This is a genomic window from Kribbella sp. NPDC004536, from assembly GCF_042873835.1.
In the GTDB taxonomy this organism is placed as follows: domain Bacteria; phylum Actinomycetota; class Actinomycetes; order Propionibacteriales; family Kribbellaceae; genus Kribbella.
Genome location: NZ_JBIALY010000003.1, coordinates 666,436 through 690,438 on the forward strand (window position 1 = coordinate 666,436; position 24,003 = coordinate 690,438).

Consider the following 24,003-nt stretch of genomic DNA (forward strand, 5'->3'; position numbering starts at 1 on the left):
TAGCTCCCGGTCGCGGCGGCGAACGTGCCATCCTGCCTGACGGGCGGCGCCGCCGGACAGCGGTTGGCCGTGATCCGGACTCGGTTCACCGAACGTTCACCGGTCGACGGGGTCTGATCAAATCCCCACGGTGGCTCGACGGATTCCGGTCCAGCCTTCAGGATGAGGCCATGAGTACCGTCCAGGTCCAGGTCGATCGGAACAGCCGTACGCCGTTGCACGTGCAGCTGGCGCAGCAGCTGGAGGCGGCCATCCAGGGCGGCGAACTGCCCGTCGGCTCCCGGCTGAGCAACGAAGTGGACCTGGCCGAAGCGTACGGACTCAGCCGGCCGACCGTCCGCCAGGCGATCGCCAGACTGGTCGACCAAGGCCTGCTGGTCCGCAAGCGTGGCGTCGGCACCCAGGTCGTCGGCAGCTCCGGACAGGTCCGCCGTTCGCTCGAGCTGACGAGCCTGTACGACGACCTCACCGCCGCGCACCGCAAACCCGAGACCGAAGTACTGCGCTTCGGCATCTCTCCTGCAACAGCGGAGGTTGCTACCGCACTGCAGTGTGAGCAGGGCGACCGGGTACTCAGGCTGGAACGCCTCCGGCGTGCAGATGGCGAACCACTCGCACTCATGCGGAACTGGCTGCCGCCGGAGATGCTGGAGACCGACCCCGCGACGCTTGCCGAGCGTGGGCTCTACCAACTGCTGCGAGCAGAGGGGGTGCGATTGAAGGTCGCGCACCAGACCATCTCCGCGACACCTGCGACTGTCGAGCAGGCCCGTCTGTTGTCGGAAGAACCGGGGTCGCCGCTCCTGGCGACCACACGCATCACCTACGACGACCACGGGCAGCCCGTTGAGTACGGGTCCCACCTGTACCGAGCCAGCCGGTACTCGTTCGAGCACACGCTCGTCCACCGCTAGGAACCAGGGAACTTCCACGCAGCGTTACCGGCGAACGTCAGCAACTGGTCGGTGGTGAACGCCGGCTTCGCCCTGGCCGGAGCCGCGTCTTCCGTCTGCACCGCGTTGCAGCTGTCCATCGAGATCCGGCGTCCGTCCGGGTACGCGATCTCCACCTTGTTGCAGGACGCTCCACCGCGACGGGCGATCTCCTTCTCCTCCTTGGTCCAGCTGACGACCGCGTGATCGGTACGGACCGTGCAGTCCGCGTATCCCTCTCCGCAGGCCGTCTTCGGTACGTCGATCTGCACCAGCACGGTGATGATCGACGTACCGTCCACGACGTACGAGGCCGCGTTGAATCCGCCGGTCCAGGTCTTCGGCCGGGACAGCTTGACGTCGGGCAGGACGTTCTTGAGGGTCGCCAGCGTCTGCTTGACCGGTACGGGCGGGTGACCGGCTGCCGGATCGTTCGGGTCGGGAGGGGGCTGGAAGTCGGGCGCCTGTGGTGGCGGAAACGCCCACCGCTTGCTCGCTGCGATCTTGGCGAGCTGCGTGGCGGTCAGGAGCGGCGCGGGGCGGGTCGGCCTGCTCTTCTCGCTCTTGGCGTTGTAGTTGCTCAAGCTGATCTGCGTGCCGTTCGGATAGAACAGTTCCACGGTTGTCTGCCGTAGCGCGCCGGCCGAGCTGTTGTAGCGCACATGCACGCTGTGGTCGGGCTTGATCGTGCAGGAGCTGGGTGGGAACGGGTTGCAGTCGGTGATCGCCTGGGCGGTGGTGATGCTCAAGGTGAGCAGAGAGGCACCTGCGCCGTCGTCCAGGAGCACCGTGGCCTCGTTGGTGCCCAAGCCGTAGCCGCCGGAGGTTGTGCTACTCGCTGGGGTCAGACCGGCCGGCAGCAGCCCAGTCAGCGTCGCGAGAGTCTGAGCAGGTGTCACAGGTCCGGCCACAGCAGCCTGAGACGGCTTGACGGTCGGGGTCGTCGCCGGTGGGACTCCGGTGTTCACGGCCTGGTTAGCACCGATCAAGATGCCGACCGTGGCCAGTACTGCGGTCACGCCGGACAGCCCGGCCAGTACGGTCCGGCGGCGGCGCAGTACCCTGCCGCGACGGATGCCGCGGGCAACGAGTGCTGTCGTGTCCGGCTGGAGGTCTTCGGTGGCCCGGCGCATCAGGTCGGGGAGGTCATGGGTCATCGGCGGGGCTCCCGGGTCATCGTGCGGCCAGATGGACGGCTTCGTCGCCCAGGACCGCGCGGAGGCGGCCCAGGGCGCGGGACGTGCGGGTTCTGATCGCACCGGTGTTCTTGCCGAGGTCGTACGCGACCTGCTCCGCGCTACGGTCCTCGAAGTACCGCAGTACCAGCACTGCTCTGTCGAGAGGGGACAGCTCGGCCAGTGCCTGTAGCAACGACAAGCGGAGGGCATGGTCGCCGGGCTGATCCGCACGGTCGGGCGTGTGCTCCACCGGACGTTCTGTCGAGCTCCTGCGACGTCGTTGCGAGATGTAGGTGCGGACCAGCACAGTCTGCGCGTACGCCGCCGGGTTGTCGGTCTGCTCCACCCGCCGCCACGCCCGATACAGCTTGGCCAGCGTCTCCTGGACCAGGTCCTCGGCGAGGTGGTGCTCTCCGGCCAGCAACCAGGCGGACCGGTACAGCTGCGGGGTCCGCGCCCTCGCGAACTCCTCGAAATCGTGCGTCGACCGTGTCACAGCACCCCTCCCCGAGCCCTCTTTCACCCGGTTCGACGCCGCGAGTCGCGATTCTGTTACCTGCCGGATTGCAACAAGCTGCAGAATTCTGGACCTGCCGTGACCCGCTCGATACGGTGAGTGAGCCATCCGCGTGTCACGGTTATCCACAGGCACGGCGAACACGAGTGGCGCCCGGTGCGCAGGAGTTGAAAGGATGTCGCGAATGGTGACCGAGGGTGGTCGCCGGACGGGACTTACACGGGGAGATCGATGACTGCGGACAGGCTCGACGCGCACCGTTCCAGCTGGAACGGCGCCATCGAGCTGATCGACGCCCAGGTCCGCGACGTGGTCCGCCGGGAGGGGATCGACCCGCTCCGCGACCCCGGCGCCGTGAACGCGATCGTCGCCACCGTCGTCCGGGAGTACGACGAGCGCAGCCTTACCGGGGTCGTGCCGCCGATCGGCGATCTGGAGGCGATCAGCCGGGAGGTGCACGACCGGGTCGCCGGCTTCGGGCCGCTGCAGCGCTACCTGGACGACCCGAGCGTCGAGGAGATCTGGATCAACGAGCCGAGCCGGGTGTTCATCGCCCGCGAGGGCCGGCACGAGCTGACCACGACCGTGCTGACCGAGGAGGAGGTCAGCGATCTGGTCGAGCGGATGCTGAAGACCACCGGCCGGCGGATCGACGTCTCCCAGCCGTTCACCGACGCCCGGCTGCCGGACGGCAGCCGGGTGCACATCGTGCTCGGCGGCATCACCCAGCGGTACGCCGCGATCAACATCCGCAAGTTCACCGTCCGCGCGACCCGGCTGACCGACATGGTGCAGCTCGGTTCGCTGACCCCGCACGCGGCCGCCGTGCTGGAGGCGTCCGTTGCCGTCGGCCTCAATGTGCTGGTGTCCGGCGGCACCCAGGCCGGCAAGACCACGATGCTGAACGCGCTGGCCGGTTCGATTCCCGGCAGCGAGCGGGTGATCAGCTGCGAAGAGGTCTTCGAGATCAAGCTGCCGATCCCCGACTGGGTCTCGATGCAGACCCGGCAGGCCGGACTGGAGGGCACCGGCGAGGTGCGGCTGCGCGACCTGGTGAAGGAGTCGCTGCGGATGCGCCCGTCCCGGGTGATCGTCGGCGAGGTCCGCGGCGAGGAGTGCCTCGACCTGCTGCTCGCGCTGAACAGTGGCCTGCCGGGGATGTGCACGATCCACGCCAACTCGGCGCGCGAGGCGCTGACGAAGATGTGCACGCTGCCGTTGCTCGCCGGGGAGAACATCGGCTCCCGCTTCGTGCTGCCGACGGTGGCCGGCTGCGTCGACCTCGTCGTGCACCTCGGGGTCGCGGCGGACGGGCGCCGGCGGGTGCGGGAGATCGTCGCGGTCACCGGGCGCGTCGAGGAGCAGGCGATCGAGACCGAGACGCTGTTCCAGACCTACGACGGGTACCTGCGTCGCGCCGAGGGGCAGCTGCCGCATCCGGAGCGCTTCCAGCAGGGCGGGTACAACGTGGCCGGTCTGCTTACCGAGCTGCCGCGAGGGGCGGCGAGCTGATGGGGCTGTTGATCGGGCTGTTCTTCGGGGTCGGGCTGTTGCTGATCATCGCTGCGTTCGTGGCGCCGGCCGAGGTGGTGCCGGGCGCGGACGGACGGTTGCGGAGCAAGGCACGGGACCTGCTGGCGAGCGCGGGGATCGAAGGGCTGACGCCAGGCGCGTTCATGGGCGCGTGCGTGGTCCTGGCGTTGGTCGCGTTCCTGCTGATGTTCGTGGTGTCGAAGACGTTGCCAGTGGCATTGGTGTTCGCGTTGATGGCCGGCTGGTTGCCGATCGCGATCGTCCGGTCCCGGGCACGGAAGCGGCTGGCTGAGTTCCGCGACCTGTGGCCGGACGTGGTGGACAACATCGCGTCCGCCGTGCGGGCGGGCCTGTCGCTGTCGGAGGCGCTGGCCCAGGTGGGCGAGCGCGGGCCGATGCCGTTGCGCGACCCGTTCCGGCGGTTCGGTGCGGACTATGCGTCGACGGGCCGGTTCGCCGAGTCGCTCGACCGGTTGAAGGCGCGGCTGGCCGATCCGGTCGGCGACCGCGTCGTGGAGGCGTTGCGGATCGCGCGCGAGGTCGGTGGTGGCGACCTCGGACGGTTGCTGCGCTCGCTGTCGTCGTTCCTGCGCGACGACGCGCGGACCAGGTCCGAGCTCGAGTCCCGGCAGTCGTGGTCGGTGAACGGAGCCCGGGTCGCGGTCGCGGCGCCGTGGCTCGTGCTGTTGTTGCTGTCCTTCCAGGGCGACGTCATCCAGCGGTACAACTCGCCGGTCGGTGCGGCGATCATCGCGGTCGGCGCCGTCGTCTGCGTGATCGCGTACCGGGTGATGCTGCGGATCGGCCGGCTGCCCGAACCCGAGCGGGTGTTGCGATGAACCCGATGCTGCTCGGTGGTTTCCTCGGCGCGGTGCTCGGCGGCGGCCTGCTGCTCGTCGTCGTACGGCTGCCGTTCCTGCGGAAGCCGACCGTGGACGAGCGGATCTCGCCGTACCTGCGGGATCTCGGGGCGCCGGACGTGTTCGTCGGGGTGATCGACTCGCGGTCGCCGTTCTACGCGATCCTGCGGTTGTTCGGCCCGTCGCTGCGATCCGCTGCGCAACGGCTGGAACGGATCCTCGGCGGTGCGAACACGATCCGCCGAAGACTCCAGCGGGCCGGGCTGGACCGGACGGTCGAGGAGTTCCGGATCGAGCAGCTGCTCTGGGGCGCGATCGCGTTCGGCGCCGGGCTGGTGATCTCGATCGTCGCGGTCGCGGTGGGCCTCGGCGATCCGGTCGCGCTGCTGGTGTTCTGCCTGGTGCTCGGGATCACCGCGGTACTCGGTCGCGACACCTACCTGACCTCCCAGGTACGGCGACGTGAGCGACGGCTGCTCGCGGAGCTGCCGACCGTTGCCGAGCTGCTGGCGTTGTCGGTCGCCGCCGGCGAAGGCCCGGCCGCCGCACTCGACCGGCTTGCGCGGACGTCCCGCGGCGAGCTGGCGAACGAACTGAAACGTGTCCTGGCCGAGACCAGGGCAGGAGAGACTCTGGTCCGCGCGCTCGACGCGCTCGCGGACCGGACCGGGTTGCTGGCGCTGTCGCGCTTCGCGGACGGGCTGGCGGTGGCGCTGGAGCGTGGCACCCCGCTGGCCGACGTGCTGCGCGCGCAGGCCGGTGACATCCGGGAAGCCGGGCGCCGCGAGCTGATCGAGTCCGGTGCCCGCCGTGAGGTCGCCATGATGGTCCCGGTGATCTTCCTGGTCCTTCCGGTGACCATCGCGTTCGCCTTCTACCCGGGCGCTGTCGGAATCCGGCTGATCGCCGGATGAACTGAGGAGAGGTCATGTCCCTGTACCTGACGAGGCTGTTCCTGACGTTGCTGCTGAAGCCACGTCCGGCGCGGACCGAGCGCGGCGACGTACCCGGCTGGGTGCTGATCACCGTGATGACGGCCGGCCTGGTCGTCGCGATCTGGAAGCTGGCCGGCGACCAGCTCGCCAAGATGCTCAGCGACGCCCTGTCCTCGGTCACCAATAAGTAATGCGGAGAGCCCGCGGCGAGCGGGGCGCGGCTGTCGTCGACTTCGTGCTGGTGTCGACGATCCTGGTGCCGTTGTTCCTCGGCATCCTCCAGGTCGGCCTGTTCTTGTACGTACGCAACACGTTGACCGCCGCCGCCTCCGAGGGTGCGCATTACGCGGCCGTGCTGAACCGGGCACCGGCCGACGGTGCCGCACGGACCCAGGAGCTGATCGGCGGGGTGGTTTCGGACAACCTGATCGACTCGGTGTCGGCGGACGCGACCGACATCGACGGGCAGCCGGGCGTCGTGGTGTCGGTCCAGGCACACATGCCGCCGCTCGGGTTGTGGGGCCCCGGGATCTCGTTCACCGTCCAGGGACATGCGGTGAAGGAGACCGGCGAATGAAACGCCGCCGGGACGAGCGGGGCAGCGCTGTCGTGGAGTTCTCCTGGCTGGCGATTCTGTTGATGGTGCCGTTGGTGTACATGATGCTCGGCGTGTTCGACGTCCAGCGGGCGTCGTACGGCGCGACCGCTGCGACCCGCGCTGCCGGGCGGGCGTTCGTGATCGTCCCCGACGGGGTGTCCGAGGACGAGGCGCGGGCCCGCGCGTTCGCGGCCGCGCGGCTGGCGATGAAGGACCAGGGCATGGAGCTCAGCGACGACGAGCTCTCGATCACCTGCAACCCGGCCTGCCTGCAGCCGGGCTCGACCGTGACGGTCACCCTCGAGACCAAGGTCCGGCTCCCATTGATCCCGGACGCGCTCGGCGGCGAACCGCCGGCGATCCGGATCAGCGCCTCGCACACCGAGGCGTTCGGCGACTACCGCGAAGCCAAAGGCGACGGATGACCCGCCGCAAACGCGGTGAAGATGGCCAGATGACCGTCCTGATCATCGGCTTCACCGTCGTCATCCTGCTGATGGTCGTGGTGGTGACGGACATCAGCAAGGCGTTCCTGGTCCGCCGCGACCTCGACGCCACCGCGGACGGCGCCGTCCTCGCCGCCGCGAACGGGCTGGCCGCGGTCTACGCGCAGCCCGGCGCAGGCGGGAACGCCGCGATCGACCCGGACCAGGCGCGCCGGCTGACCGCGGACTACCTCGATGACGTTGCCGCCAGCAACAGATTCGACAACCTCGACTGGTCGGTCGACGTCGAGGGTACGACGGTGATCGTCCGGCTCACGTCGACCACGCAGCTCCCGTTCCGCCCGCCGGGCTTCCCCGGTTCCGCCGACGTGGCGTCGGAATCGGCAGCCATCGTCCCGATCCGCTGACCCGCTGGCTGGCCGCGCCCGGTGGGCGAAGACACGTACCGGTGGGTGGAGACAGGTTATTGCCTCTGTCCAGTCACCAGAAGTTGTTCACGGCCCCGGCGGATGGCGCCGGTCAGGTGAAGAGGCCGGGGTTGTCCGTCAGCCAGGTGGTGAACGACCGGGCGGTGTGGGCGGTGAGGAGTTCGCCGCCGGGCTCGATGGTGGCGGGTGTGCCGACGCGGGACGCCCAGTAGGCCAGCAGGGTTTCGCGCTGGCCTTCGTCGCGCATCTGCATCTCGGCACGAGCCTCGTCGGGAGTGAGGTCGACGGCCTCGATCGGTACGCCGGTCACCGCCGTGACAAGCGAGATCTGGTGCCGCCGGGTCATCGACTCCGGTCCGGTCATCGGGTATCCGCGGCCGTCGTGGCCGTTGCCCGGACCGTCGAGCAGCACCCGGACCGCGGCGTCGGCGATGTCGCGCTCGTGGATCGGAGCCTCCTCGGCGTCGAGGTACGGCAGCCGGATCTGGCCGGTCGCGCGGAACTGGTGTGCCCAGTATTTCGCGTTGCTCATGAACGCGCCGGGCTGCAGGCGAGTTGTCGCGTACGAACCGGCGGCGATCACCTGTTCGGTCTTCGCGTGCGGGTCCTCGGGACCGCCGAGCGAGGACAGCGACGACAGCAGGACGACCTGCTTAACGCCGGCCGCCTCGGCCGCGGCCACGAAGGCGGGAGCCGTCGACGGGTCGGAGTACAGGAAGACCTGGCTGATGCCGGCCAGGGCAGGCGCCGGGTCGGCTGCGTCGTACGCGACGGCCGACGGAAGGGCCGAGGGTTCGCGGCTGGCGACGCGGACGTCCTGGCTGGCCTCGGTCAGCGCGGCGGTGACGGCGCGGGCGATCGCGCCGCGACCGCCGGTGACGAGAATCGTCATTGGATGTGCTCCAAAAATGTAGTGACTACAACAATGGAGTCAGTAAAGCAGATCGAGTAGAGTCAGCGCAATGGAGCTAGGGCGGCGGGAGCGCAAGAAGCAACAGACCCGGCAGGCCATCTCGGACGTGGCCACCGGGCTGTTCCTCGAGCGCGGGTTCGACGCGGTCACGGTCGCCGAGGTGGCGCGGGCCGCGGACGTCGCCGTACAGACGGTGTTCAACCACTTCCCGGCGAAGGAGGATCTGTTCTTCGACGAGAAGGGGTGGTGGACCGGGCCGGCGCGGGCGATCCGCGAGGCGCCGGCGGACGCGGATCCGGTCGAGGTGCTCGAAGCGCAGTACCTGCAGGAGACGCGGGAGCGGCTGGAGGTCGGGCATCTGGCGACCTGGAAGCAGTTCGTCCGGACGATCGAGGGGAGTCCGGCGCTGCTCGCGCGGCGGCGCCAGACCGCCGACGAGCTGGAGCGATCGCTCACCGCGGCGCTCGATGAGCGTTCGCCGGAGCACCTGAAGAACCGGCTGACGGCGGCCCTGTACGCCGCCGCGCAGAAGGTGCTCGAGGAGCGGTTGATGACCGTTCTGCCCGACGACGCGTCGCCGTCGGAGCTCGAACAGGCGCAGCGGGATCTGGAGCAGGCCGTGGCCGAAGTCTTTGCCGTTCTTCGTCGCGGTCTTGGCTGAGCTAAGCTGCTTGGTTGTGGCTGGACTGGATTTTGACGCGGAGCTGAAACAGCTCGACGCGACGATGACCTCGATCGAGAAAGTGATGGATCTCCCTGCACTGCGCAAGGAGATCGACGAGCTCGGCGAGCAGGTCGCTGCGCCCGATCTCTGGGACGACCAGGCGAACGCGCAGAAGGTGACGTCCCGGCTGTCCAGCCTGCAGTCCGACGTCGAACGGGTCAGCGGCCTGCGCGGCCGGCTCGACGACCTCGGCGTGCTGGTCGAGCTCGGTCGCGAGGAGAACGACGCCGACAGCCTGGCCGAGGCGGAGAAGGAGATGGGCTCGGTCGCCAAGGCGATCCAGTCGCTCGAGGTCCGCACGCTGCTGTCCGGCGAGTACGACGAGCGTGAGGCGCTGGTCACGATCCGTTCCGGCGCGGGCGGTGTGGACGCGGCGGACTTCGCCGAGATGCTGCAGCGGATGTACCTGCGCTACGCCGAGCGGCACGGGTACCCGACCGACGTCTACGACACGTCGTACGCCGAAGAGGCCGGGATCAAGTCGACCACGTTCGCGGTCAAGGCGCCGTACGCGTACGGGACGCTGTCCGTCGAATCCGGTACGCACCGGCTGGTGCGGATCTCGCCGTTCGACAACCAGGGCCGCCGGCAGACGTCGTTCGCCGCCGTCGAGGTGGTGCCGGTGCTTGAGCAGACCGACGAGATCGACGTACCGGAAGAAGAGCTGCGGATCGACGTGTACCGGTCGTCCGGTCCGGGTGGGCAGAGCGTCAACACGACCGACTCCGCCGTCCGGATCACGCACCTGCCGACCGGCACCGTGGTCTCCTGCCAGAACGAGAAGTCGCAGCTGCAGAACAAGGCCAGCGCGATGGTCATCCTGAAGGCGAAGCTGCTCGCGCTGAAGAAGGCCGAGGAGCGGGCCCAGCTCGACGCGCTGCGTGGCGACGTGGCCGGTTCGTGGGGCGACCAGATGCGGTCGTACGTCCTGCACCCGTACCAGATGGTGAAGGACCTGCGGACGCAGTACGAGTCCGGGAACACGTCCGGGGTGTTCGACGGTGAGATCGACGAATTCATCGAGGCCGGCATCCGCTGGCGCCGGACCGGCCAGACGGTTGCCGACCAGAACTGAACTGCAGGCCGACTGCGGTAGTTGTCTCGGCCTCTGCTGCGTCGTACTGACGTTCGCGAAGTCGGCGGACTTCGCGATCGACAAACCCGCCGGTGAGCCCTGCCCGAACCTGAGCGACGAGCACCGCTGCACGATCCACAGTCAGCTCCGTACCAAGGGGTTCCAGGGCTGCACGGTGTACGACTGCTTCGGCGCCGGGCAGGAGCTGTCGAGGCGCGGTCCGGAGATGTTCGCCGCGCTACCGATCCTGCGCCAGCTGCACGAATTGCTCTGGTACCTGACGGAAGCCCTCGAGTACAACGCGAACGCGCAGTCGGCAATCGACCGGGTCGAACGAGTCAGCCGTACGCCGAACCTCGCCGACGTCGACGTGGCCGCCGAACGCGCCGCCGTCAACGAGATCCTGCTGGAAACCAGCCGCGCCGTCCGCGGCAAACAACCGAAGAAGAAGGACCGCCACGGCGCGGACCTGATCGGAGCCCGCCTGCACAAGGCGGACCTCTCCAACGCCAACCTCCGCGGCGCCTACCTGATCGCCGCCGACCTCCGCGAAGCCAACCTCCGCCAAGCCGACCTCATAGGCGCCGACCTCCGAGACGCCAACCTCCGCGGCGCCGACCTAACAGGCGCCCTCTTCCTAACCCAACCCCAACTAAACGCCGCCCGAGGCGACCAGACAACCAGACTCCCGAAGGCTCTTACGCGCCCTTCCCACTGGACCGCAGCTGGTGGGTGACTGGGGCCATCAGGAGTGAGATGGCGGTGATGGCTAGGCCTACTGCTGCTAGTGCGCCGCCCTGGCCCCAGGTTGTGCCTGCTAGGGAGAGGTAGGCGGTGCCTACGGTGGCGGCTCCTAGGGCTAGGCAGGTTTGTTGGGTGGTTAGGAGGATGCCGCTGCCCATGCCTGCTTGGGCTGGGGGGACCTGGCCTACTACTACGCCGATCAGGGGGACCATGACCAGGCCGGAGCCTACGCCGGCTACCAGGAGTGGGGCGCCGATGGTGACTGGGTTTACGTGGGGCCAGAGGGTCAGGGCTACTACCGCCAGGAGCGCGTAGCCGACGGCCTGGATGAGCCAGCCGCGGAGGATGAGGCCGGCGCCGTAGCGCTGCTGCAGCTGTGGTCCGTAGATCGACGTGATGAGGAAGCCAACAGCCAATGGCAGCAGGCTCAAGCCGCCTTCCAGCGGTGTCATGTGCGCCTCGCCCTGCGTCGCGAGCGCGAAGCAGAACATGAACCCACCGAACGTCGTGAAGAACCCGACTGCCAGCAGTAGACCGATCCGCATCGCACGCAGCTGCAAGACCGACGGGGGAATCAGCGGCGAGTGCCCGGAGCGCTCCGCCCGGCGCTGGTGCAGTGCGAGACCTACGGTCGCCGGTACGACGGCAGCGAGACTCAGCCACGTCCACAGCGGCCAGCCGAGAGGTCTGCCTTCTGTGAGCGGCAGCAAGAGCAGTACGAGCGTGATGGCAAGCAGTACGGCGCCGACGAGGTCAACGCGGTGTACCTGGTCCGCCTTGCTCTCGGGGATCACCCGGAGAGCTGCGACGATCGCGATGATGCCGACTGGTACGAAGACCAGGAACACCGCACGCCAACCGAGGCCGAACAGGTTCGCCTCGATCAGGATCCCGCCGAGGATCTGCCCCAGCGCGGCCGCAATACCGTTCGCCACGCCGAACCACGCCATCGCGCGTGCCCGGTGTTCGCCCGTCAGCAGGCTGGTGATCGACGCCAGCACCTGTGGGGTGATGGCGGCGCCGGAGACGCCCTGGACGATCCGGGCCGCGAGCAGTACGCCGATCGTCGGCGCGATCGCGCAGATCAGCGCCGTCACGGTGAACCCGGCCAGGCCGATCAGGAACAACCGGCGGCGGCCGAAGCTGTCGCCCAGCCGCCCGCCGACGACGAGGAGCGTCGCGACGGCGATGCCGTACCCGCCGACGACGAGCTGCAGTTGTCCGGCGTCCGCGCGAAGGTCCTTCGCGATGGCCGGGAGCGAGACGTTGATCATGAAGAAGGACAGCGCCGGGAGCAGGGCGCCGAACAACAGGCTGGTGAGAGCCACCGGTCCGAGCCCGGCCTGTGATCGGGTGGCGACCGGGGGTGTGGTGGTTTGGAGCTGGTCTGTCATGCGACCAGCCTGAACTGTCCCGGAGCCTGGTGGTGAGAGCCTGGTTATCCTATTACTCGCAGCACCTGGCACCAGGCTCGGCCTGTGGCCATGATGGAAGCATGACAGCCACCACCGACACAACGGCAACAGCCCAGCGCCGCGAGCTCGGGGTGTTCCTGCGCAGCCGGCGCGAGCGCATCCGGCCGGACGAGGTGGGCTTCGCGCCGGGCGGCCGCCGCCGTACGCCGGGACTGCGCCGCGAGGAGGTCGCGCTGCTCGCCGGCGTCGGTGTCACCTGGTACACCTGGCTCGAGCAGGGCCGCGACATCAACGTGTCCGCCCAGGTCCTGGACGCGATCGCGACCGCACTGCGGTTCGACCGGCAGGAACGCAACCACCTGTACCGGCTGGCCGGGCTGCAGCTCGGACCCGCCCTGGGTGAGTGCTCGGTGCTGCCGCCGTCGGTCCAGAAGACGCTCGACGCCGTCTCGCCGTACCCGGCCCTCGTGCTGAACAAGCGGTACGACATCTTCGCGTTCAACGAGGCGTACTGCCGGGTCGTCATCGATCTCGAGCAGGTGCCCGTCGAGGAGCGGAACCTGCTCTGGCTCAACTTCGTGTCGACCGAGTGGAAGTGCAACTTCGTCGACGCCGAGACGACCAGGCACCACATGGTCGCGGCGTTCCGGGCCGCGTCGGCCGAACACGTCGGTGACGCGCTCTGGCAGGACCTGATCCGGCGCCTGCTGAACAACTCGCCGTACTTCGCCGAGCTCTGGGAGCGGTACGACGTGGCCGCGCCGAGTACGCGGACGAAGACGCTGGAGGTCGACGGGTACGGGCTGCTCCGGATCGATCCGGTGAACCTGTGGCTGTCGCAGCTCGGCCCGATGCGGGCGACCGTCTACACGGCGCTCGACGACGAGACCGAGGTCAAGCTCCGGCAGATCGTCGAGGCGCCGAACGGGAGACACGGCCCGGCTGCCGGGGCGGGCCAGCCGGGCCGCACCCCGGCCGCCGGGCAGGTCGGCCGGGGAACTACAGTTAGGAAAGTTTCCTAACAGTTCACGCGAACCTAGAGGTATCGCGGAGCGCTGTCAACGGTTCACGCGGTGTCGCGGTCCGGCCAGGCCGCTTTCAGGGTGGCGAGCGTGACGGCGATCGCCGGCCGGCGGGACGTGGTCGTCCGCCAGACGGCGTACAGACGGCGGCTCGGCGCGGGCTGCAGTGGTATGACGACCACGCCGTCCGGGACCGGTCCGCGGCCGAGGCGGGGGAGCAGGCCGACACCGAGACCGCGGGCCAGCATCGCGAGCTGGGTCTGGTACTCGGCGACCGAGTACGCGACGTCGGGCTCGACTCCCGCGCGGCGCATCGTCCGGATCAGCCATTCGTGGCAGATCGATCCGACCGGCTGGCAGATCCACCGCTCGCCGACCAGGTCCTCCGCGCGGACGAACTCCTTGCCCGCAAGGCGATGCGTGGCCGGTACGAGTACGTCGGCCGGGTCGACACCGAGCTTCACCCGCGACAGCCCGTCCGGCAGGCCGAGTGGGGTGTTGTGCCAGTCGTGCACGATCGCGATGTCGAGCTCGCCGCGATTCACCGCGGCGACGGCCTCGAACGGATCTGTCTCCAGCACTCGCACGTCAAGGTCGGGATGATCGTGGACGATCCGCGCCAGCGCCGGCGGCAGCAGTCCGCGCGCCGCGGTCGGGAACGCGGCGATGCTCAATGTCCCGATCGCCTGTCCACGTTGCTCTTCCAGCGTCAGTTCGGCGTCCTCGACCAGTTCGAGAATCCGCGCCGCGGTCGCCGCGAGCTGCCGCGCCGCGTCGGTCAGTACGATCCCGCGGCCCTGGCGTTCGATCAGCGTCGTCCGCGTCTCCCGCTCCAGTTTGGCCAGCTGCTGCGACACCGCGGACGGCGTGTAGCCGAGTACGTCGGCCGCACGATTGACCGATCCGTACTGCGCGACGGCGTGCAGCGCGCGCAACCGGCCGAGATCGATCATGTAGCACTCCTACACTGAAGGCGGTAGCAATCGGTGCTGGTCCTTAAGTGTACTCCCGCCGACACTGGACCGTATGAAGCCTCGTGACCTGCTCCTCGCCCTCGCCGTCGTCGTTGTCTGGGGCATCAACTTCGTCGTCATCGAGGTCGGTCTGGAGGGCGTACCGCCGCTGCTGCTGTCCGCACTGCGGTTCTTCTTCGCCGCCGTACCGGCGATCTTCCTGCTCGGCAAGCCGCGCGTTCCGTGGCGGTACGTCGTCGGCGTCGGGCTCGCGCTCGGCGTGGCGAAGTTCGGGTTGCTGTTCATCGCGATGGACCACGGCGTACCGGCCGGGCTGTCGTCGCTGGTGCTGCAGAGCCAGGTGATCTTCACGGTCCTGTTCGCGATCGCCGTACTGCGGGAACGCCCGCGGCCCGCGCAAGTCGTCGGCATCGTCGTCGCGTGTGTCGGCATCGTGCTGATCGTGCTCGACAAGAAGCTGTCGGCACCGGTCGGTTCGCTCGTGCTGGTGATCGTCGCCGCCGGGTTCTGGGGCGTGTCGAACACCATCACCCGGTACGCCAAGCCGCCGGACACGCTGCGCTTCATGGTGTGGATCAGCGCCGTGGCCGTCGTACCGCTGCTGATCCTCTCGTTCCTCACCGAAGGACCGCGCGCCGACCTCGACGCGCTGAAAGACCTGCGACCGAGCGGTGTCGGGGCGATCGCGTACCTCGCGTTCGCAGCCACGCTGTTCGGGTTCGGCGTGTGGGGTTACTTGTTGCGGCAGTACGACGCCAGCACGGTCGCGCCGTTCTCGCTGCTGGTGCCGGTGGTCGGGATGTCCGCGGCCTGGGTACTGCGCGGTGAGGCGGTCGGGCTGCAGCAGGCGATCGCCGCGGTGCTGGTGATCGGCGGGATGGCGTGCACGATCGTTCGGCGCCGGACCCCGCGCGCGGCGGAGTCCGGCGAGCTGGCCTCAGTTTCCTGACAGCACCATCGGCGGCATCTGCCAGCCGCGGGCGAGCGAGGACGGGTACGCCGGCGCGCCACCGGCGAAGTACTCGGTGAACTTCATGATCAGCGGATCCCAGCGCAGCGGGTCGATGTAGCGGTCGTTGCTCATCAGCAGGTCCTCCCGGACCTGCACCCGCTCGACCCGCATCTCCAGCCCGCACAGGTTCGAGTCCGGTCCGCCGAGCTTGTGGATCGCCTGGATCGTCCCTTCGAGGTTGATCGGACTCTCGGCAACACCGTCCAGACCGTTCTCCGCTGCCTCCCGCGTCAGCCCGCCGGCCGCGAACTTGTCCGGCTCGTACCGGTACCCGCGGGCCCGCTTCGCGTCGGACATCTCCTCCGACCCGGTCAGCAACGCGATCCGATCCAGCGCGGCGACCATCTCCGGATCGACCAGGTTCAGCACGATCTCCGGCCGTACGGCGAGGTTCTTCACGGTCTGGGCGCTGCCCCCCATCCCGAGCATCGCGGTGTACCCGAGCCACCAGGCCGACGACATCGGGGCGAGGTTCGTACTGCCGTCGGGGTTGAACGAGCTGATCAGGACGACCGGCGTACCGAAGTACAGGACCTTGGGCTCGACTGTGCGCTTCATGTGGATGCAACGTGGATGCGCGAGGATGTGTGAGTGGACGCTGAACAGGTCGGTCGCCTGACCGCGCGATGGATCGCCGCGCTGCCCGGCGAGGACAGCACGGTCGTCTCCGGGCTCGGCGTACAGCCGTTGCTCGCGATCCTGGCCGAGGTCGCGGACGAGCCTGCCCACACCGAGCTGGCCGAAGCAGCCGGCGAGCGGTACGGCGGTCTGCTCGAGGCGCCCGGTCTGCGGATGGCGCTCGGGTTGTGGACCCGGCCGGACCTCGAACTGCAGGCGGGCGTGGACCGGTTCCTGCCGCCCGAGGTTCGCGGAACGTTGACGGATCAGGCTGCACTGGACGCGTGGGTCGTCGAGCGTACGGACGGGTTGCTGCGGCGGATGCCGGTCGAGCTGACGCCCGATGTACTGCTCGTACTGGCGTCGGCGCTGGCGTTGAAGACGGAGTGGGAGTTGCCGTTCGACGAGTATCCGCGCGGCGATCAGCGGTGGTTGAGCCGGACCGACGGCGACCTCGACAGCCTGCGAGTACACGACACGGCGGCGGGACCTCTCACCGTGGTGACGGTGCGGGGCGTCGGGGAGTTCGACGTACGGCTCGTGGTCGGGGACGGTGGGCGTGCCGTCGTGTTGGGTGCGGCGCTTTCGTTGGACGACGGGATGCCTGGGGCCGAGGTGCTGGCGACGGAGCGGTCCGCGCCGGGCGTCGAGGTGATCGAGTCGATGCGGTCCGCGGTGATCCTGTCGATGCCGTCCTTCGAGATCGATGCGGAACACGATCTGCTGCAGCACCGGGACGTGTTCGGGTTGACGGCGGCGTCCGACCCGAGCCGGGGGCACTTCCCGGGGCTGAGCCCGCAGCCGTTGGCGATCGACCAGGCGCGGCAGGCGGTGATGGCACGCTTCTCCGCGACCGGGTTCGAGGCCGCCGCGGTGACGTCGATGGCGATGGCTGCCGGGGCGGCGCCGGTGTTCGACCAGAAGGCGTTGTACGTCAACCTCGAGCGCCCGTTCGGCTTCGTCGCCGTGCACCGACCGACCGGCGTGCCGGTCGTCGCCGGCTGGGTGAACTAGGGCGGACCGCCAGGCCATCGCAATCGGCCGGTCGGCGCAGGCCGCACGCTCGGCCGGAGGTTCGGGTCGCGATTGTGATGGCCTGGGCGTCCGGGCGTGGCAGGGTGGGGTTATGGATGCCGACGTGGTGCGTGCAGTCAGCGAACTCACCGCCCGCTGGGCGCGTGCGTTGCCCGCGGAGAACACCGTCGTGGCCGGGCTCGGGGTCTGGCCGTTGCTCGCGCTGCTCGCAAGTGGTGCAGACGAGCCGGGGCGGACGGAACTCGCCGCGGCGGCCGGGGTGGACCCGGCCGGCGGCGCGGCTGCGGCGATCCGGCTGGTCGAGACGATCGAGGAGTCCGCCGATCTGCACGCCGCGCTGGGGGTGTGGGTGGACGAGCAGTTGAAGCTCGCGGAAAGCTTCGACAGCGTGATGCCCGCGCCGCTGGTCGGCCTGCTGACCGGGAACCCGGCCGTGGACAAGCCGAAACTCGACGCCTGGGCCGCGGACCACACCGACGACCTGATCCGCTCGATGCCGGTCGACCTCGACGCCGGGGTCCTGTTCGTCCTCGCCTCCGCGATCCTGCTGCGGACGAAGTGGGTCCGCCCGTTCACCGAGCAGCTCCGCCATGTTCCTGACGGGCCGTGGGCGGGTTCGTGGCACTGGCTGGAGCGCTCCGCGCAGGACCTCGACAGCGTCCGCCGCTACGAGCATCCGGCCGCGGCCTGGCTGACCGTCGTCACGGTCGCCGGTGACGCCGACGTCGACGTACTGCTCGCGATCGGGCAGCCGCAGACCGCGCAGGCCGACGTACTCGCCGGGCTGCTGGACGTTGCCGCGCAACCCGACGGCGGTGTGCCCGGGACCGCGCTGATCGAGCAGGAGGAGGTCGGCTCGGAGGTCGCGCCGGGTGTGCGGATCGGTCAGACGACGTCGTCACGGCCCGAGGTGAAGCTGTCGCTGCCGTCGTTCAGCATCGACGTCGAACACGACCTGCTGCAGTTGCGGGAACTGTTCGGATTGTCCGCGGTCTCGTCGGATCCGGGTGCGCGTGGGCACTTCAGCGCGCTCAGTCCGACGCCGTTGCGGATCGATCAGGCCAAGCAGCGGGTACTCGCCCGGTTCTTCGCGACCGGGTTCGAGGCCGCGGCGGTGACCTCGATGGCGATGACGCGGGCCGCGATGGTCACCCGGCAGGAGCGGCGGCTGGACGTGACGTTCGACCGGCCGTTCGCGTTCGTCGCCGTACTGCGCGAATCGCGGCTCCCGATCGTGGCCGGCCGGGTCGAGACGCCTACCGAGCCGGGAGAGTGAACAGCCGGTTGAGCAGCGCGGACGCCTCGTCGACGCCGGCCTGATCGCCGGTCAGCAGCAGGTCGAACAGCAACCCGCGCGACGCCGCCAGGCCGAGGCGTGCGTACGCCGGCGCCTGGTCGGCGGGGAGACCGGCGCGGATGCACAGGTCGATCAGCGGCGGGAGCCAGACGTTGATCAGGTCTGTCTTGAGCGACTCGGTGTGCGGCAGGTCCTGCATCGCGTGCGCGCTCAGCTCGAAGAACAGCGGACCGTACACCAGCGCGGCCTCGGTCACGCGGCGCCAGAACTGCTCGGCCTGCTCCTCGACCGGGAGATCCGACAAGGTGGCGAGCAGGTCGCGTTGCTGTTGCTCGACCGTACGGACCACTTCGGCGAGCAGGCCCTCGCGGGAGCCGAAGTGGTAGATCAGCATCCGGTGGCTGGTACCGATCGAGGTCGCGATACTGCGCAGACTCGCGTCGCCGATCCCGTTCTTCGCGAAATGCTCGACCGCGTCAGCCAGCAGACTGTCGCGACTCACTGATCTCCTTGAGTTTCTGCGTCTCGGTGGCGATGTAGTTCTTGGTCAGGTTGGCGTACAGGCGGCCGAACAGCCAGCCGAGCGGGCCTTCCTGGACGATCGTGGCGGTCGCGACCGTGCCGTCCGGCGTGCTGATCACGCGGTGCCCGCCTGTCGTCTTGATCCCGGGCGCCTTCGAGACCCACTCGAAGTACTCGCCTTCCTTGAGCTCGGTGACCTCCCACACGGCCACCGGGAGCTTGGGCTGGCGGATCCGGGTGCGGGCGCCGACATGGATCCGGCCGGCGTCCAGCCGCTCGACGGAATCGACGGTCGGGGTCCAGTCGGGCCACCGCTCGACATCGCTGAAGACCTCCCAGACCCGCTCGGGCGCGGCCTGGATCGTGGTGGAGTGATCGAAGCGCATGTACCAAATGGTACATCAAGTCTGTATGAGGCTTCGGCGGGCGGGCTGCTCGCCGCGAACCCGCGGCAGGTAGGGTCTTGGGCCATGGCTGACCAGAACGTCCCGCAGAACCTGCAGAACCTTGAGAACGAGCAGGACCCGGGCGCGAGCACGCAGATGTTCCGCGCCTTCGTCAACGAGGGCCAGACCGAGGCGAAGACCGAACCGAAGCTCAACGGCCGGATCCTCGCCATCGTCGGTGCTGCGGTGATCCTGATCGCCGTCGTCGCCGCGATCGCCGTCCTGTAGTTGACCGACCTGCACGTCGAGGTCGTCCGGGTCTTCACCGACCCCGACGGCCGGTTCGGCGTCGGCTCTGCGGCGGCCGTCCCATCTGGTTGATTCAGTCTCGATTCAGCTCGACTTCAGGCTGGCTCCTTAGATTTTTAAGGGGCCTTCCCGTGATTTCCTCAGCGATTCGAGGTCACGATGCTGCAGACTGGAATTCAAATCAGGCAGCTCACCCGGAATATCGGTGCCGAGATCGCGGGCGTCGATATCTCGCAGCCGCTGGCACCGGCAGATCGCGACGTCGTCGAGCACGCTCTGCTGGAGCATCAGGTCGTGTTCTTCCGGGAGCAGCGTCTCGATCACGCGACGCTGAAAGCCTTCGGCCGGCAATTCGGGGAGCTGACTCTCCATCAGGCGGTCGACGGCGTCGCCGAGCATCCCGAGATCACCGTGATCCACGCAGACGTCGACTCGACCAAGGTAGCTGGTGACGAGTGGCATTCGGATATGTCGTGCCGGACCGAACCGCCGATGGGCAGCATTCTGTACCTACCGGAGGTTCCGGCGGTCGGCGGTGACACGCTCTTCGCCAGCATGTACGCAGCCTACGACGCCCTGTCATCCGGTATGCAGTCATATCTGGAGGGGATGTCGGCTGAGCATGACTGTGGGCCGCTGTTCCGCAGCGTTTTCCCGGATTTGAAGCGAGATTATCCGGTGACCACGCATCCGGTGATCCGTGTGCATCCGGTCACCGGCCGAAAGGCAATCTTTGTGAACTCGACTTATACAACCAGGATCGTTGGCGTCGGAGCGGCGGAGAGCCGCGCGATCCTTGGCTACCTGTATCAGCACTGTGCCGATCCGATGTTCCAGGTGAGATTCAGGTGGCAGCCGAACTCGGTGGCGTTCTGGGACAACCGCTGTACCCAGCACCTCGCCATCTGGGACTACTATCCCGACACCAGATCTGGGATCAGGGTTCAGATTGCCGGTGACAGGCCGTATTAGAGAGGTAGTCGCATGCACATCATCAGGTCTGCGGTCTCGGTGGCCATCGTATCCAGTCTGCTGCTGGCGGGGTGTGGCGGAACGGAGAAGAACGTCGCCACGAGCTCGGGAGCATCGTCGCCAACTGCTGCCGGATCGTCATTGAGTTCATCTTTGGCCGGCGTATGCCCGGACCCGCTTGTCATCCAGGGGAACTGGTTGCCCGCGCCCGAGTTGGGCGCTTTGTACAGCTTTATTCAGGGAGATCCAAAGATCGACACCGGCGCAAAGAAGGTGTCCGGTCGTCTGGTGACTCGCGGCATTGATATGGGTATACGCCTGGAGCTCCGGGCGGGTGGGCCGGCGATCGGTTACACTCAAACCGGGGCGCAGATGTACCTGGACAAGAGTATCCAAATGGCTGCGACGAGCCTTGACGAGTCGATTCAGTTGTACGCCAAACAGCCCACGCTGAGCGTGTATGCGTTTCTGGACGGCGACGGGCAAGGGATATTATGGGATCCGCAGACGTATCCTGACTTCAAAACGATTGCCGACATCGGGAAGACCAACGCCACGGTTCTGTATTTCGATGGTGATACGTACATGCAATACTTGATCGGCGCCGGCATTCTGAAGAAGAGTCAGGTCGACGGGTCTTACGATGGATCGCCGTCGAAGTTCGTGGCTGGCAACGGCAAGTATGCACAGTCGGGCTTCGTCACGAATGAACCGTATGTGCTGGAGCATGATGTGAAACAGTGGGGCAAGCCGGTCAAGTACCAGTTGATCAATGATGCCGGATATCCGAACTACGGCATCGACCTGGCGATTCCGACAGCGAAGAAGGACGAACTGGCGCCGTGCTTGAAGCGGCTTGTGCCGCTGATTCAGCGTTCGTCTGTCGACTTCATCGATTCGCCTGCGACGACGCTGGACTTCATTTTCCGGCTCAACGAGGCGTACAAGGGAAACACGGACCACTCGCCGGCGCTGTTGGCGTACGATGCGAAGACCCTGAAGGACACTGGGCTCGTGGGCAATGGGAAGAATTCGACCATTGGCGACTTCGACCTTGCCGACGTGCAGAAGCTCCTGGACATCACTGTTCCGATCTTCAAGGCCCAGAAGAGTGGCCCAGCCTCGCCGCTCGGACCTACCGAGTTGGTCACCAACGAGTTCGTCGATCCGGCGATCGGACGTCCCGCCGGCTGACGGTGTCTGTCCGGCCGATCCCTCGTGGCCCGATCCGCATCCGTTGACTGGCGGGGCGGGGTGGATGGAGCATGGGGGCTCGGCTATCGGGGAGGTTCTTGTGGCGGAGGTTGTCAGGGCGGCGCTTGTTCAGACTTCTTGGACGGGTGACAAGGAGTCCATGATCAAGGCGCACGAGGACTACGCGCGGCAGGCTGCGGCGCAGGGGGCGCAGGTCATCTGCTTCCAGGAGTTGTTCTACGGGCCGTACTTCTGTCAGAAGCAGGACGCGGAGTACTACGAGTACGCCGAGTCCGTACCGGGCCCGACCACCGAGCGGTTCGCGCAGCTCGCGCGGGAGCTCGGGATGGTGATGGTGCTGCCGGTGTACGAGCAGGAGCAGCCGGGCGTGCTGTACAACACCGCCGCCGTCATCGATGCCGACGGCACCTATCTCGGGAAGTACCGGAAGAACCACATCCCGCAGGTGAAGGGGTTCTGGGAGAAGTTCTACTTCCGCCCGGGCAACCTCGGGTACCCGATCTTCGACACCGCGGTCGGGCGGATCGGCGTGTACATCTGCTACGACCGGCACTTCCCGGAGGGCTGGCGGGCGCTCGGGCTGGCCGGCGCGAAGATCGTGTTCAACCCGTCGGCGACCAGCCGCGGCCTCTCGGCGTACCTGTGGAAACTCGAGCAGCCGGCGTCGGCGGTCGCGAACGAGTACTTCATCGGCGCGATCAACCGGGTCGGGATCGAGTCCGAGTTCGGCGACAACGACTTCTACGGTACGTCGTACTTCGTCGACCCGGAGGGGAAGTTCGTCGGCGACGTCGGGCACGACCACGATCCGGAACTGATAGTCCGCGACCTGGACCTCGGGCTGCTGGACACGGTCCGCGACCGCTGGCAGTTCTACCGCGACCGCCGCCCGGACGCATACGGAGACCTGACGAAACCGTAGAGGGGATCGCGAATGTCTTTGCTCGTCAAAGGTGGCACCGTCATCGGACCGACCGGGACCCGCCGAGCGGACGTGCTGGTCGACGGCGAGAGGATCGTCGCGGTCCTCGACCCGTCGTTCACGCCGCAGATCACCGCCGACCAGGTGATCGATGCCGAGGGCAAGTACGTGATCCCGGGCGGGATCGACGCGCACACGCACATGCAGCTGCCCTTCGGCGGTACCGCGGCGAGCGACACGTTCGACACCGGGACCCGCGCGGCGGCGTTCGGCGGCACCACGACGATCATCGACTTCGCCGTGCAGCGCACCGGCGAGGTCGTTCAGGACGGGCTCGCCGCGTGGCATGCGAAGGCCGACGGCCAGTGCCACATCGACTACGCGTTCCACATGATCCTCGGCGGGGTCGACGCGGACGCGCTGAAGGCGATGGACCAGCTGGTCGCGGACGAGGGGATCACCAGCTTCAAGCTGTTCATGGCCTACCCGGGCGTCTTCTACTCCGACGACGGGCAGATCCTCCGCGCGATGCAGACTGCGCGGGAGAACGGCGCGATGATCATGATGCACGCCGAGAACGGGATCGCGATCGACGTCCTCGTCCAGCAGGCGATCGAGCGCGGCGAGACCGACCCGATCTATCACGGCATCACCCGCCCGGCCGCGCTCGAGGCGGAGGCCACGAACCGGGCGATCGCGCTCGCCGAGGTGGCCCGGGACTGCCCGCTGTACATCGTCCACCTGTCCGCGAGCGAGGCGCTCGCGAAGGTCGCGGAGGCGCGCGACCTGGGGCGGAACGTGTTCGCCGAGACCTGTCCGCAGTACCTGTACCTGACGCTCGAGGACCAGCTCGGCGCGCCGGGGTTCGAGGGCGCGAAGTGGGTCTGCTCGACACCGTTGCGGAGTAAGCACGAGCACCACCAGCGCGACCTGTGGAAAGGGCTGCGGAACAACGATCTCGCGATCGTGTCGACCGACCACTGCCCGTTCTGCATGAAGGACCAGAAGGAGCTCGGCCTCGGCGACTTCTCCAAGATCCCGAACGGGATCGGCGGCGTCGAGCACCGGGTCGACCTGGTCTTCCAGGGTGTTGTCGACGGCAAGCTTTCGCTGGAACGCTGGGTGGAGACGATCGCGACCACGCCGGCCCGGATGTTCGGGCTGTACCCGCAGAAGGGCGTCGTCGAGCCGGGGTCCGACGCGGACCTGGTGGTCTACGACCCGAACGGGACGACCCGGATCGGCGTCGAGACGCACCACATGAACATGGACTACTCGGCGTACGAAGGGGTCGAGATCCAGGGCCGGGTCGGTACGGTGATCTCGCGCGGCGAGGTGATCGTGGCCGATGGCAACTACCACGGCCGGGCCGGTCGCGGTAAGTTCCTGAAACGCGGCCTGTCGTCTTATCTGATGTAGGG

General features: G+C 67.9%; 28 protein-coding genes. 20 read left to right on the forward strand and 8 right to left on the reverse strand.

Features of this window, described 5'->3' with window-relative positions:
• The first annotated feature begins 170 nt into the window (after window positions 1–170).
• On the forward strand, window positions 171–914 hold the full coding sequence (locus ACFYRU_RS28405) for a GntR family transcriptional regulator (RefSeq protein WP_387663901.1): 744 nt from the start codon (window positions 171–173) through the stop codon (window positions 912–914).
• Here the strand turns inward: ACFYRU_RS28405 and ACFYRU_RS28410 are convergent.
• Entirely contained in the window at window positions 911–2,089 is a 1,179-nt protein-coding gene (locus ACFYRU_RS28410) for a hypothetical protein (protein WP_387663903.1), read from the reverse strand. The genes ACFYRU_RS28405 and ACFYRU_RS28410 overlap by 4 nt on opposite strands.
• A gap of 16 nt (window positions 2,090–2,105) precedes the next feature.
• Window positions 2,106–2,606 (reverse strand): SigE family RNA polymerase sigma factor, encoded by a 501-nt coding sequence (locus tag ACFYRU_RS28415; RefSeq protein ID WP_387663904.1) that lies wholly within the window; start codon window positions 2,604–2,606, stop codon window positions 2,106–2,108.
• 252 nt (window positions 2,607–2,858) lie between these two features.
• Here ACFYRU_RS28415 and ACFYRU_RS28420 point away from each other — a divergent pair, with 252 nt between their 5' ends.
• Genes ACFYRU_RS28420 through ACFYRU_RS28450 form a run of 7 tightly spaced genes read left to right on the forward strand, consistent with a single transcriptional unit; the run spans window position 2,859 to window position 7,406 of the window.
• Window positions 2,859–4,139 carry a CpaF family protein gene (locus ACFYRU_RS28420; RefSeq protein ID WP_387663906.1) on the forward strand — a complete coding sequence of 427 codons (1,281 nt, stop codon included), beginning with the start codon at window positions 2,859–2,861 and terminating at the stop codon, window positions 4,137–4,139.
• Window positions 4,139–4,999: a type II secretion system F family protein gene (locus tag ACFYRU_RS28425; RefSeq protein ID WP_387663908.1), complete on the forward strand. Its 861-nt coding sequence runs from the start codon at window positions 4,139–4,141 to the stop codon at window positions 4,997–4,999. The genes ACFYRU_RS28420 and ACFYRU_RS28425 overlap by 1 nt, the downstream gene beginning before the upstream one ends.
• Window positions 4,996–5,934: a type II secretion system F family protein gene (locus ACFYRU_RS28430; protein ID WP_387663910.1), complete on the forward strand. Its 939-nt coding sequence runs from the start codon at window positions 4,996–4,998 to the stop codon at window positions 5,932–5,934. The genes ACFYRU_RS28425 and ACFYRU_RS28430 overlap by 4 nt, the downstream gene beginning before the upstream one ends.
• A gap of 14 nt (window positions 5,935–5,948) precedes the next feature.
• A complete protein-coding gene (locus ACFYRU_RS28435) occupies window positions 5,949–6,146 on the forward strand; it encodes a hypothetical protein (RefSeq protein WP_387663912.1) in 198 nt (65 codons plus the stop codon).
• Window positions 6,146–6,532 carry a TadE/TadG family type IV pilus assembly protein gene (locus ACFYRU_RS28440; protein ID WP_387663914.1) on the forward strand — a complete coding sequence of 129 codons (387 nt, stop codon included), beginning with the start codon at window positions 6,146–6,148 and terminating at the stop codon, window positions 6,530–6,532. The genes ACFYRU_RS28435 and ACFYRU_RS28440 overlap by 1 nt, the downstream gene beginning before the upstream one ends.
• The gene (locus ACFYRU_RS28445) at window positions 6,529–6,978 is read left to right on the forward strand and encodes a TadE/TadG family type IV pilus assembly protein (RefSeq protein ID WP_387663916.1); all 450 of its coding nucleotides are present in this window, start codon (window positions 6,529–6,531) and stop codon (window positions 6,976–6,978) included. Before ACFYRU_RS28440 ends, ACFYRU_RS28445 begins: the two co-directional genes overlap by 4 nt.
• A gap of 29 nt (window positions 6,979–7,007) precedes the next feature.
• Entirely contained in the window at window positions 7,008–7,406 is a 399-nt protein-coding gene (locus ACFYRU_RS28450; RefSeq protein WP_387663918.1) for a pilus assembly protein TadG-related protein, read from the forward strand.
• 112 nt (window positions 7,407–7,518) lie between these two features.
• On the opposite strand, the gene ACFYRU_RS28455 is transcribed toward ACFYRU_RS28450, so the two are convergent.
• The gene (locus ACFYRU_RS28455) at window positions 7,519–8,319 is read right to left on the reverse strand and encodes a hypothetical protein (RefSeq protein ID WP_387663920.1); all 801 of its coding nucleotides are present in this window, start codon (window positions 8,317–8,319) and stop codon (window positions 7,519–7,521) included.
• A gap of 70 nt (window positions 8,320–8,389) precedes the next feature.
• On the opposite strand from ACFYRU_RS28455, the gene ACFYRU_RS28460 reads away from it, so the two are divergent.
• Genes ACFYRU_RS28460 through ACFYRU_RS28470 form a run of 3 tightly spaced genes read left to right on the forward strand, consistent with a single transcriptional unit; the run spans window position 8,390 to window position 10,875 of the window.
• Complete coding sequence (locus ACFYRU_RS28460; RefSeq protein WP_387663922.1) at window positions 8,390–9,001, forward strand: TetR/AcrR family transcriptional regulator; 612 nt, start codon at window positions 8,390–8,392, stop codon at window positions 8,999–9,001.
• A gap of 16 nt (window positions 9,002–9,017) precedes the next feature.
• On the forward strand, window positions 9,018–10,139 hold the full coding sequence (prfB, locus tag ACFYRU_RS28465; protein ID WP_387663924.1) for a peptide chain release factor 2: 1,122 nt from the start codon (window positions 9,018–9,020) through the stop codon (window positions 10,137–10,139).
• Window positions 10,123–10,875, forward strand: a complete 753-nt coding sequence (locus ACFYRU_RS28470) for a pentapeptide repeat-containing protein (RefSeq protein ID WP_387663926.1) — start codon at window positions 10,123–10,125, stop codon at window positions 10,873–10,875. Before prfB ends, ACFYRU_RS28470 begins: the two co-directional genes overlap by 17 nt.
• On the opposite strand, the gene ACFYRU_RS28475 is transcribed toward ACFYRU_RS28470, so the two are convergent.
• Window positions 10,838–12,277, reverse strand: coding sequence for an MFS transporter (locus ACFYRU_RS28475; protein WP_387663928.1), 1,440 nt, complete (start codon window positions 12,275–12,277; stop codon window positions 10,838–10,840). The genes ACFYRU_RS28470 and ACFYRU_RS28475 overlap by 38 nt on opposite strands.
• Window positions 12,278–12,378: 101 nt before the next feature.
• On the opposite strand from ACFYRU_RS28475, the gene ACFYRU_RS28480 reads away from it, so the two are divergent.
• Window positions 12,379–13,320: a helix-turn-helix transcriptional regulator gene (locus ACFYRU_RS28480; protein ID WP_387663930.1), complete on the forward strand. Its 942-nt coding sequence runs from the start codon at window positions 12,379–12,381 to the stop codon at window positions 13,318–13,320.
• 44 nt (window positions 13,321–13,364) lie between these two features.
• Here ACFYRU_RS28480 and ACFYRU_RS28485 read toward each other — a convergent pair whose 3' ends face one another.
• The gene (locus tag ACFYRU_RS28485) at window positions 13,365–14,273 is read right to left on the reverse strand and encodes a LysR family transcriptional regulator (RefSeq protein WP_387663932.1); all 909 of its coding nucleotides are present in this window, start codon (window positions 14,271–14,273) and stop codon (window positions 13,365–13,367) included.
• A gap of 73 nt (window positions 14,274–14,346) precedes the next feature.
• Here ACFYRU_RS28485 and ACFYRU_RS28490 point away from each other — a divergent pair, with 73 nt between their 5' ends.
• On the forward strand, window positions 14,347–15,243 hold the full coding sequence (locus tag ACFYRU_RS28490; RefSeq protein ID WP_387663933.1) for an EamA family transporter: 897 nt from the start codon (window positions 14,347–14,349) through the stop codon (window positions 15,241–15,243).
• Here the strand turns inward: ACFYRU_RS28490 and ACFYRU_RS28495 are convergent.
• Window positions 15,232–15,864, reverse strand: coding sequence for a flavin reductase family protein (locus ACFYRU_RS28495; protein ID WP_387663935.1), 633 nt, complete (start codon window positions 15,862–15,864; stop codon window positions 15,232–15,234). The genes ACFYRU_RS28490 and ACFYRU_RS28495 overlap by 12 nt on opposite strands.
• Window positions 15,865–15,897: 33 nt before the next feature.
• Here ACFYRU_RS28495 and ACFYRU_RS28500 point away from each other — a divergent pair, with 33 nt between their 5' ends.
• Together ACFYRU_RS28500 and ACFYRU_RS28505 are read left to right on the forward strand one after the other, a co-directional pair.
• Entirely contained in the window at window positions 15,898–16,938 is a 1,041-nt protein-coding gene (locus tag ACFYRU_RS28500) for a serpin family protein (protein WP_387663937.1), read from the forward strand.
• Window positions 16,939–17,050: 112 nt separating this feature from the next.
• Window positions 17,051–18,235, forward strand: coding sequence for a serpin family protein (locus ACFYRU_RS28505; RefSeq protein WP_387663939.1), 1,185 nt, complete (start codon window positions 17,051–17,053; stop codon window positions 18,233–18,235).
• Here the strand turns inward: ACFYRU_RS28505 and ACFYRU_RS28510 are convergent.
• Together ACFYRU_RS28510 and ACFYRU_RS28515 are read right to left on the reverse strand one after the other, a co-directional pair.
• On the reverse strand, window positions 18,216–18,758 hold the full coding sequence (locus ACFYRU_RS28510) for a TetR/AcrR family transcriptional regulator (protein WP_387663940.1): 543 nt from the start codon (window positions 18,756–18,758) through the stop codon (window positions 18,216–18,218). The genes ACFYRU_RS28505 and ACFYRU_RS28510 overlap by 20 nt on opposite strands.
• The gene (locus ACFYRU_RS28515; protein ID WP_387663942.1) at window positions 18,733–19,164 is read right to left on the reverse strand and encodes an SRPBCC family protein; all 432 of its coding nucleotides are present in this window, start codon (window positions 19,162–19,164) and stop codon (window positions 18,733–18,735) included. The genes ACFYRU_RS28510 and ACFYRU_RS28515 overlap by 26 nt, the downstream gene beginning before the upstream one ends.
• Window positions 19,165–19,248: 84 nt before the next feature.
• On the opposite strand from ACFYRU_RS28515, the gene ACFYRU_RS28520 reads away from it, so the two are divergent.
• The 5 genes from ACFYRU_RS28520 to hydA all read left to right on the forward strand — a co-directional run bounded on the left by ACFYRU_RS28520 (window position 19,249) and on the right by hydA (window position 24,001).
• Window positions 19,249–19,452 carry a hypothetical protein gene (locus ACFYRU_RS28520; RefSeq protein WP_387663944.1) on the forward strand — a complete coding sequence of 68 codons (204 nt, stop codon included), beginning with the start codon at window positions 19,249–19,251 and terminating at the stop codon, window positions 19,450–19,452.
• A gap of 180 nt (window positions 19,453–19,632) precedes the next feature.
• A complete protein-coding gene (locus tag ACFYRU_RS28525; protein ID WP_387663946.1) occupies window positions 19,633–20,445 on the forward strand; it encodes a TauD/TfdA dioxygenase family protein in 813 nt (270 codons plus the stop codon).
• A gap of 12 nt (window positions 20,446–20,457) precedes the next feature.
• A complete protein-coding gene (locus ACFYRU_RS28530) occupies window positions 20,458–21,639 on the forward strand; it encodes an ABC transporter substrate-binding protein (RefSeq protein ID WP_387663948.1) in 1,182 nt (393 codons plus the stop codon).
• 100 nt (window positions 21,640–21,739) lie between these two features.
• Window positions 21,740–22,582 (forward strand): nitrilase-related carbon-nitrogen hydrolase, encoded by an 843-nt coding sequence (locus ACFYRU_RS28535; protein WP_387663950.1) that lies wholly within the window; start codon window positions 21,740–21,742, stop codon window positions 22,580–22,582.
• 12 nt (window positions 22,583–22,594) lie between these two features.
• Window positions 22,595–24,001: a dihydropyrimidinase gene (gene hydA / locus ACFYRU_RS28540; RefSeq protein ID WP_387663952.1), complete on the forward strand. Its 1,407-nt coding sequence runs from the start codon at window positions 22,595–22,597 to the stop codon at window positions 23,999–24,001.
• Window positions 24,002–24,003 lie beyond the last annotated feature (2 nt).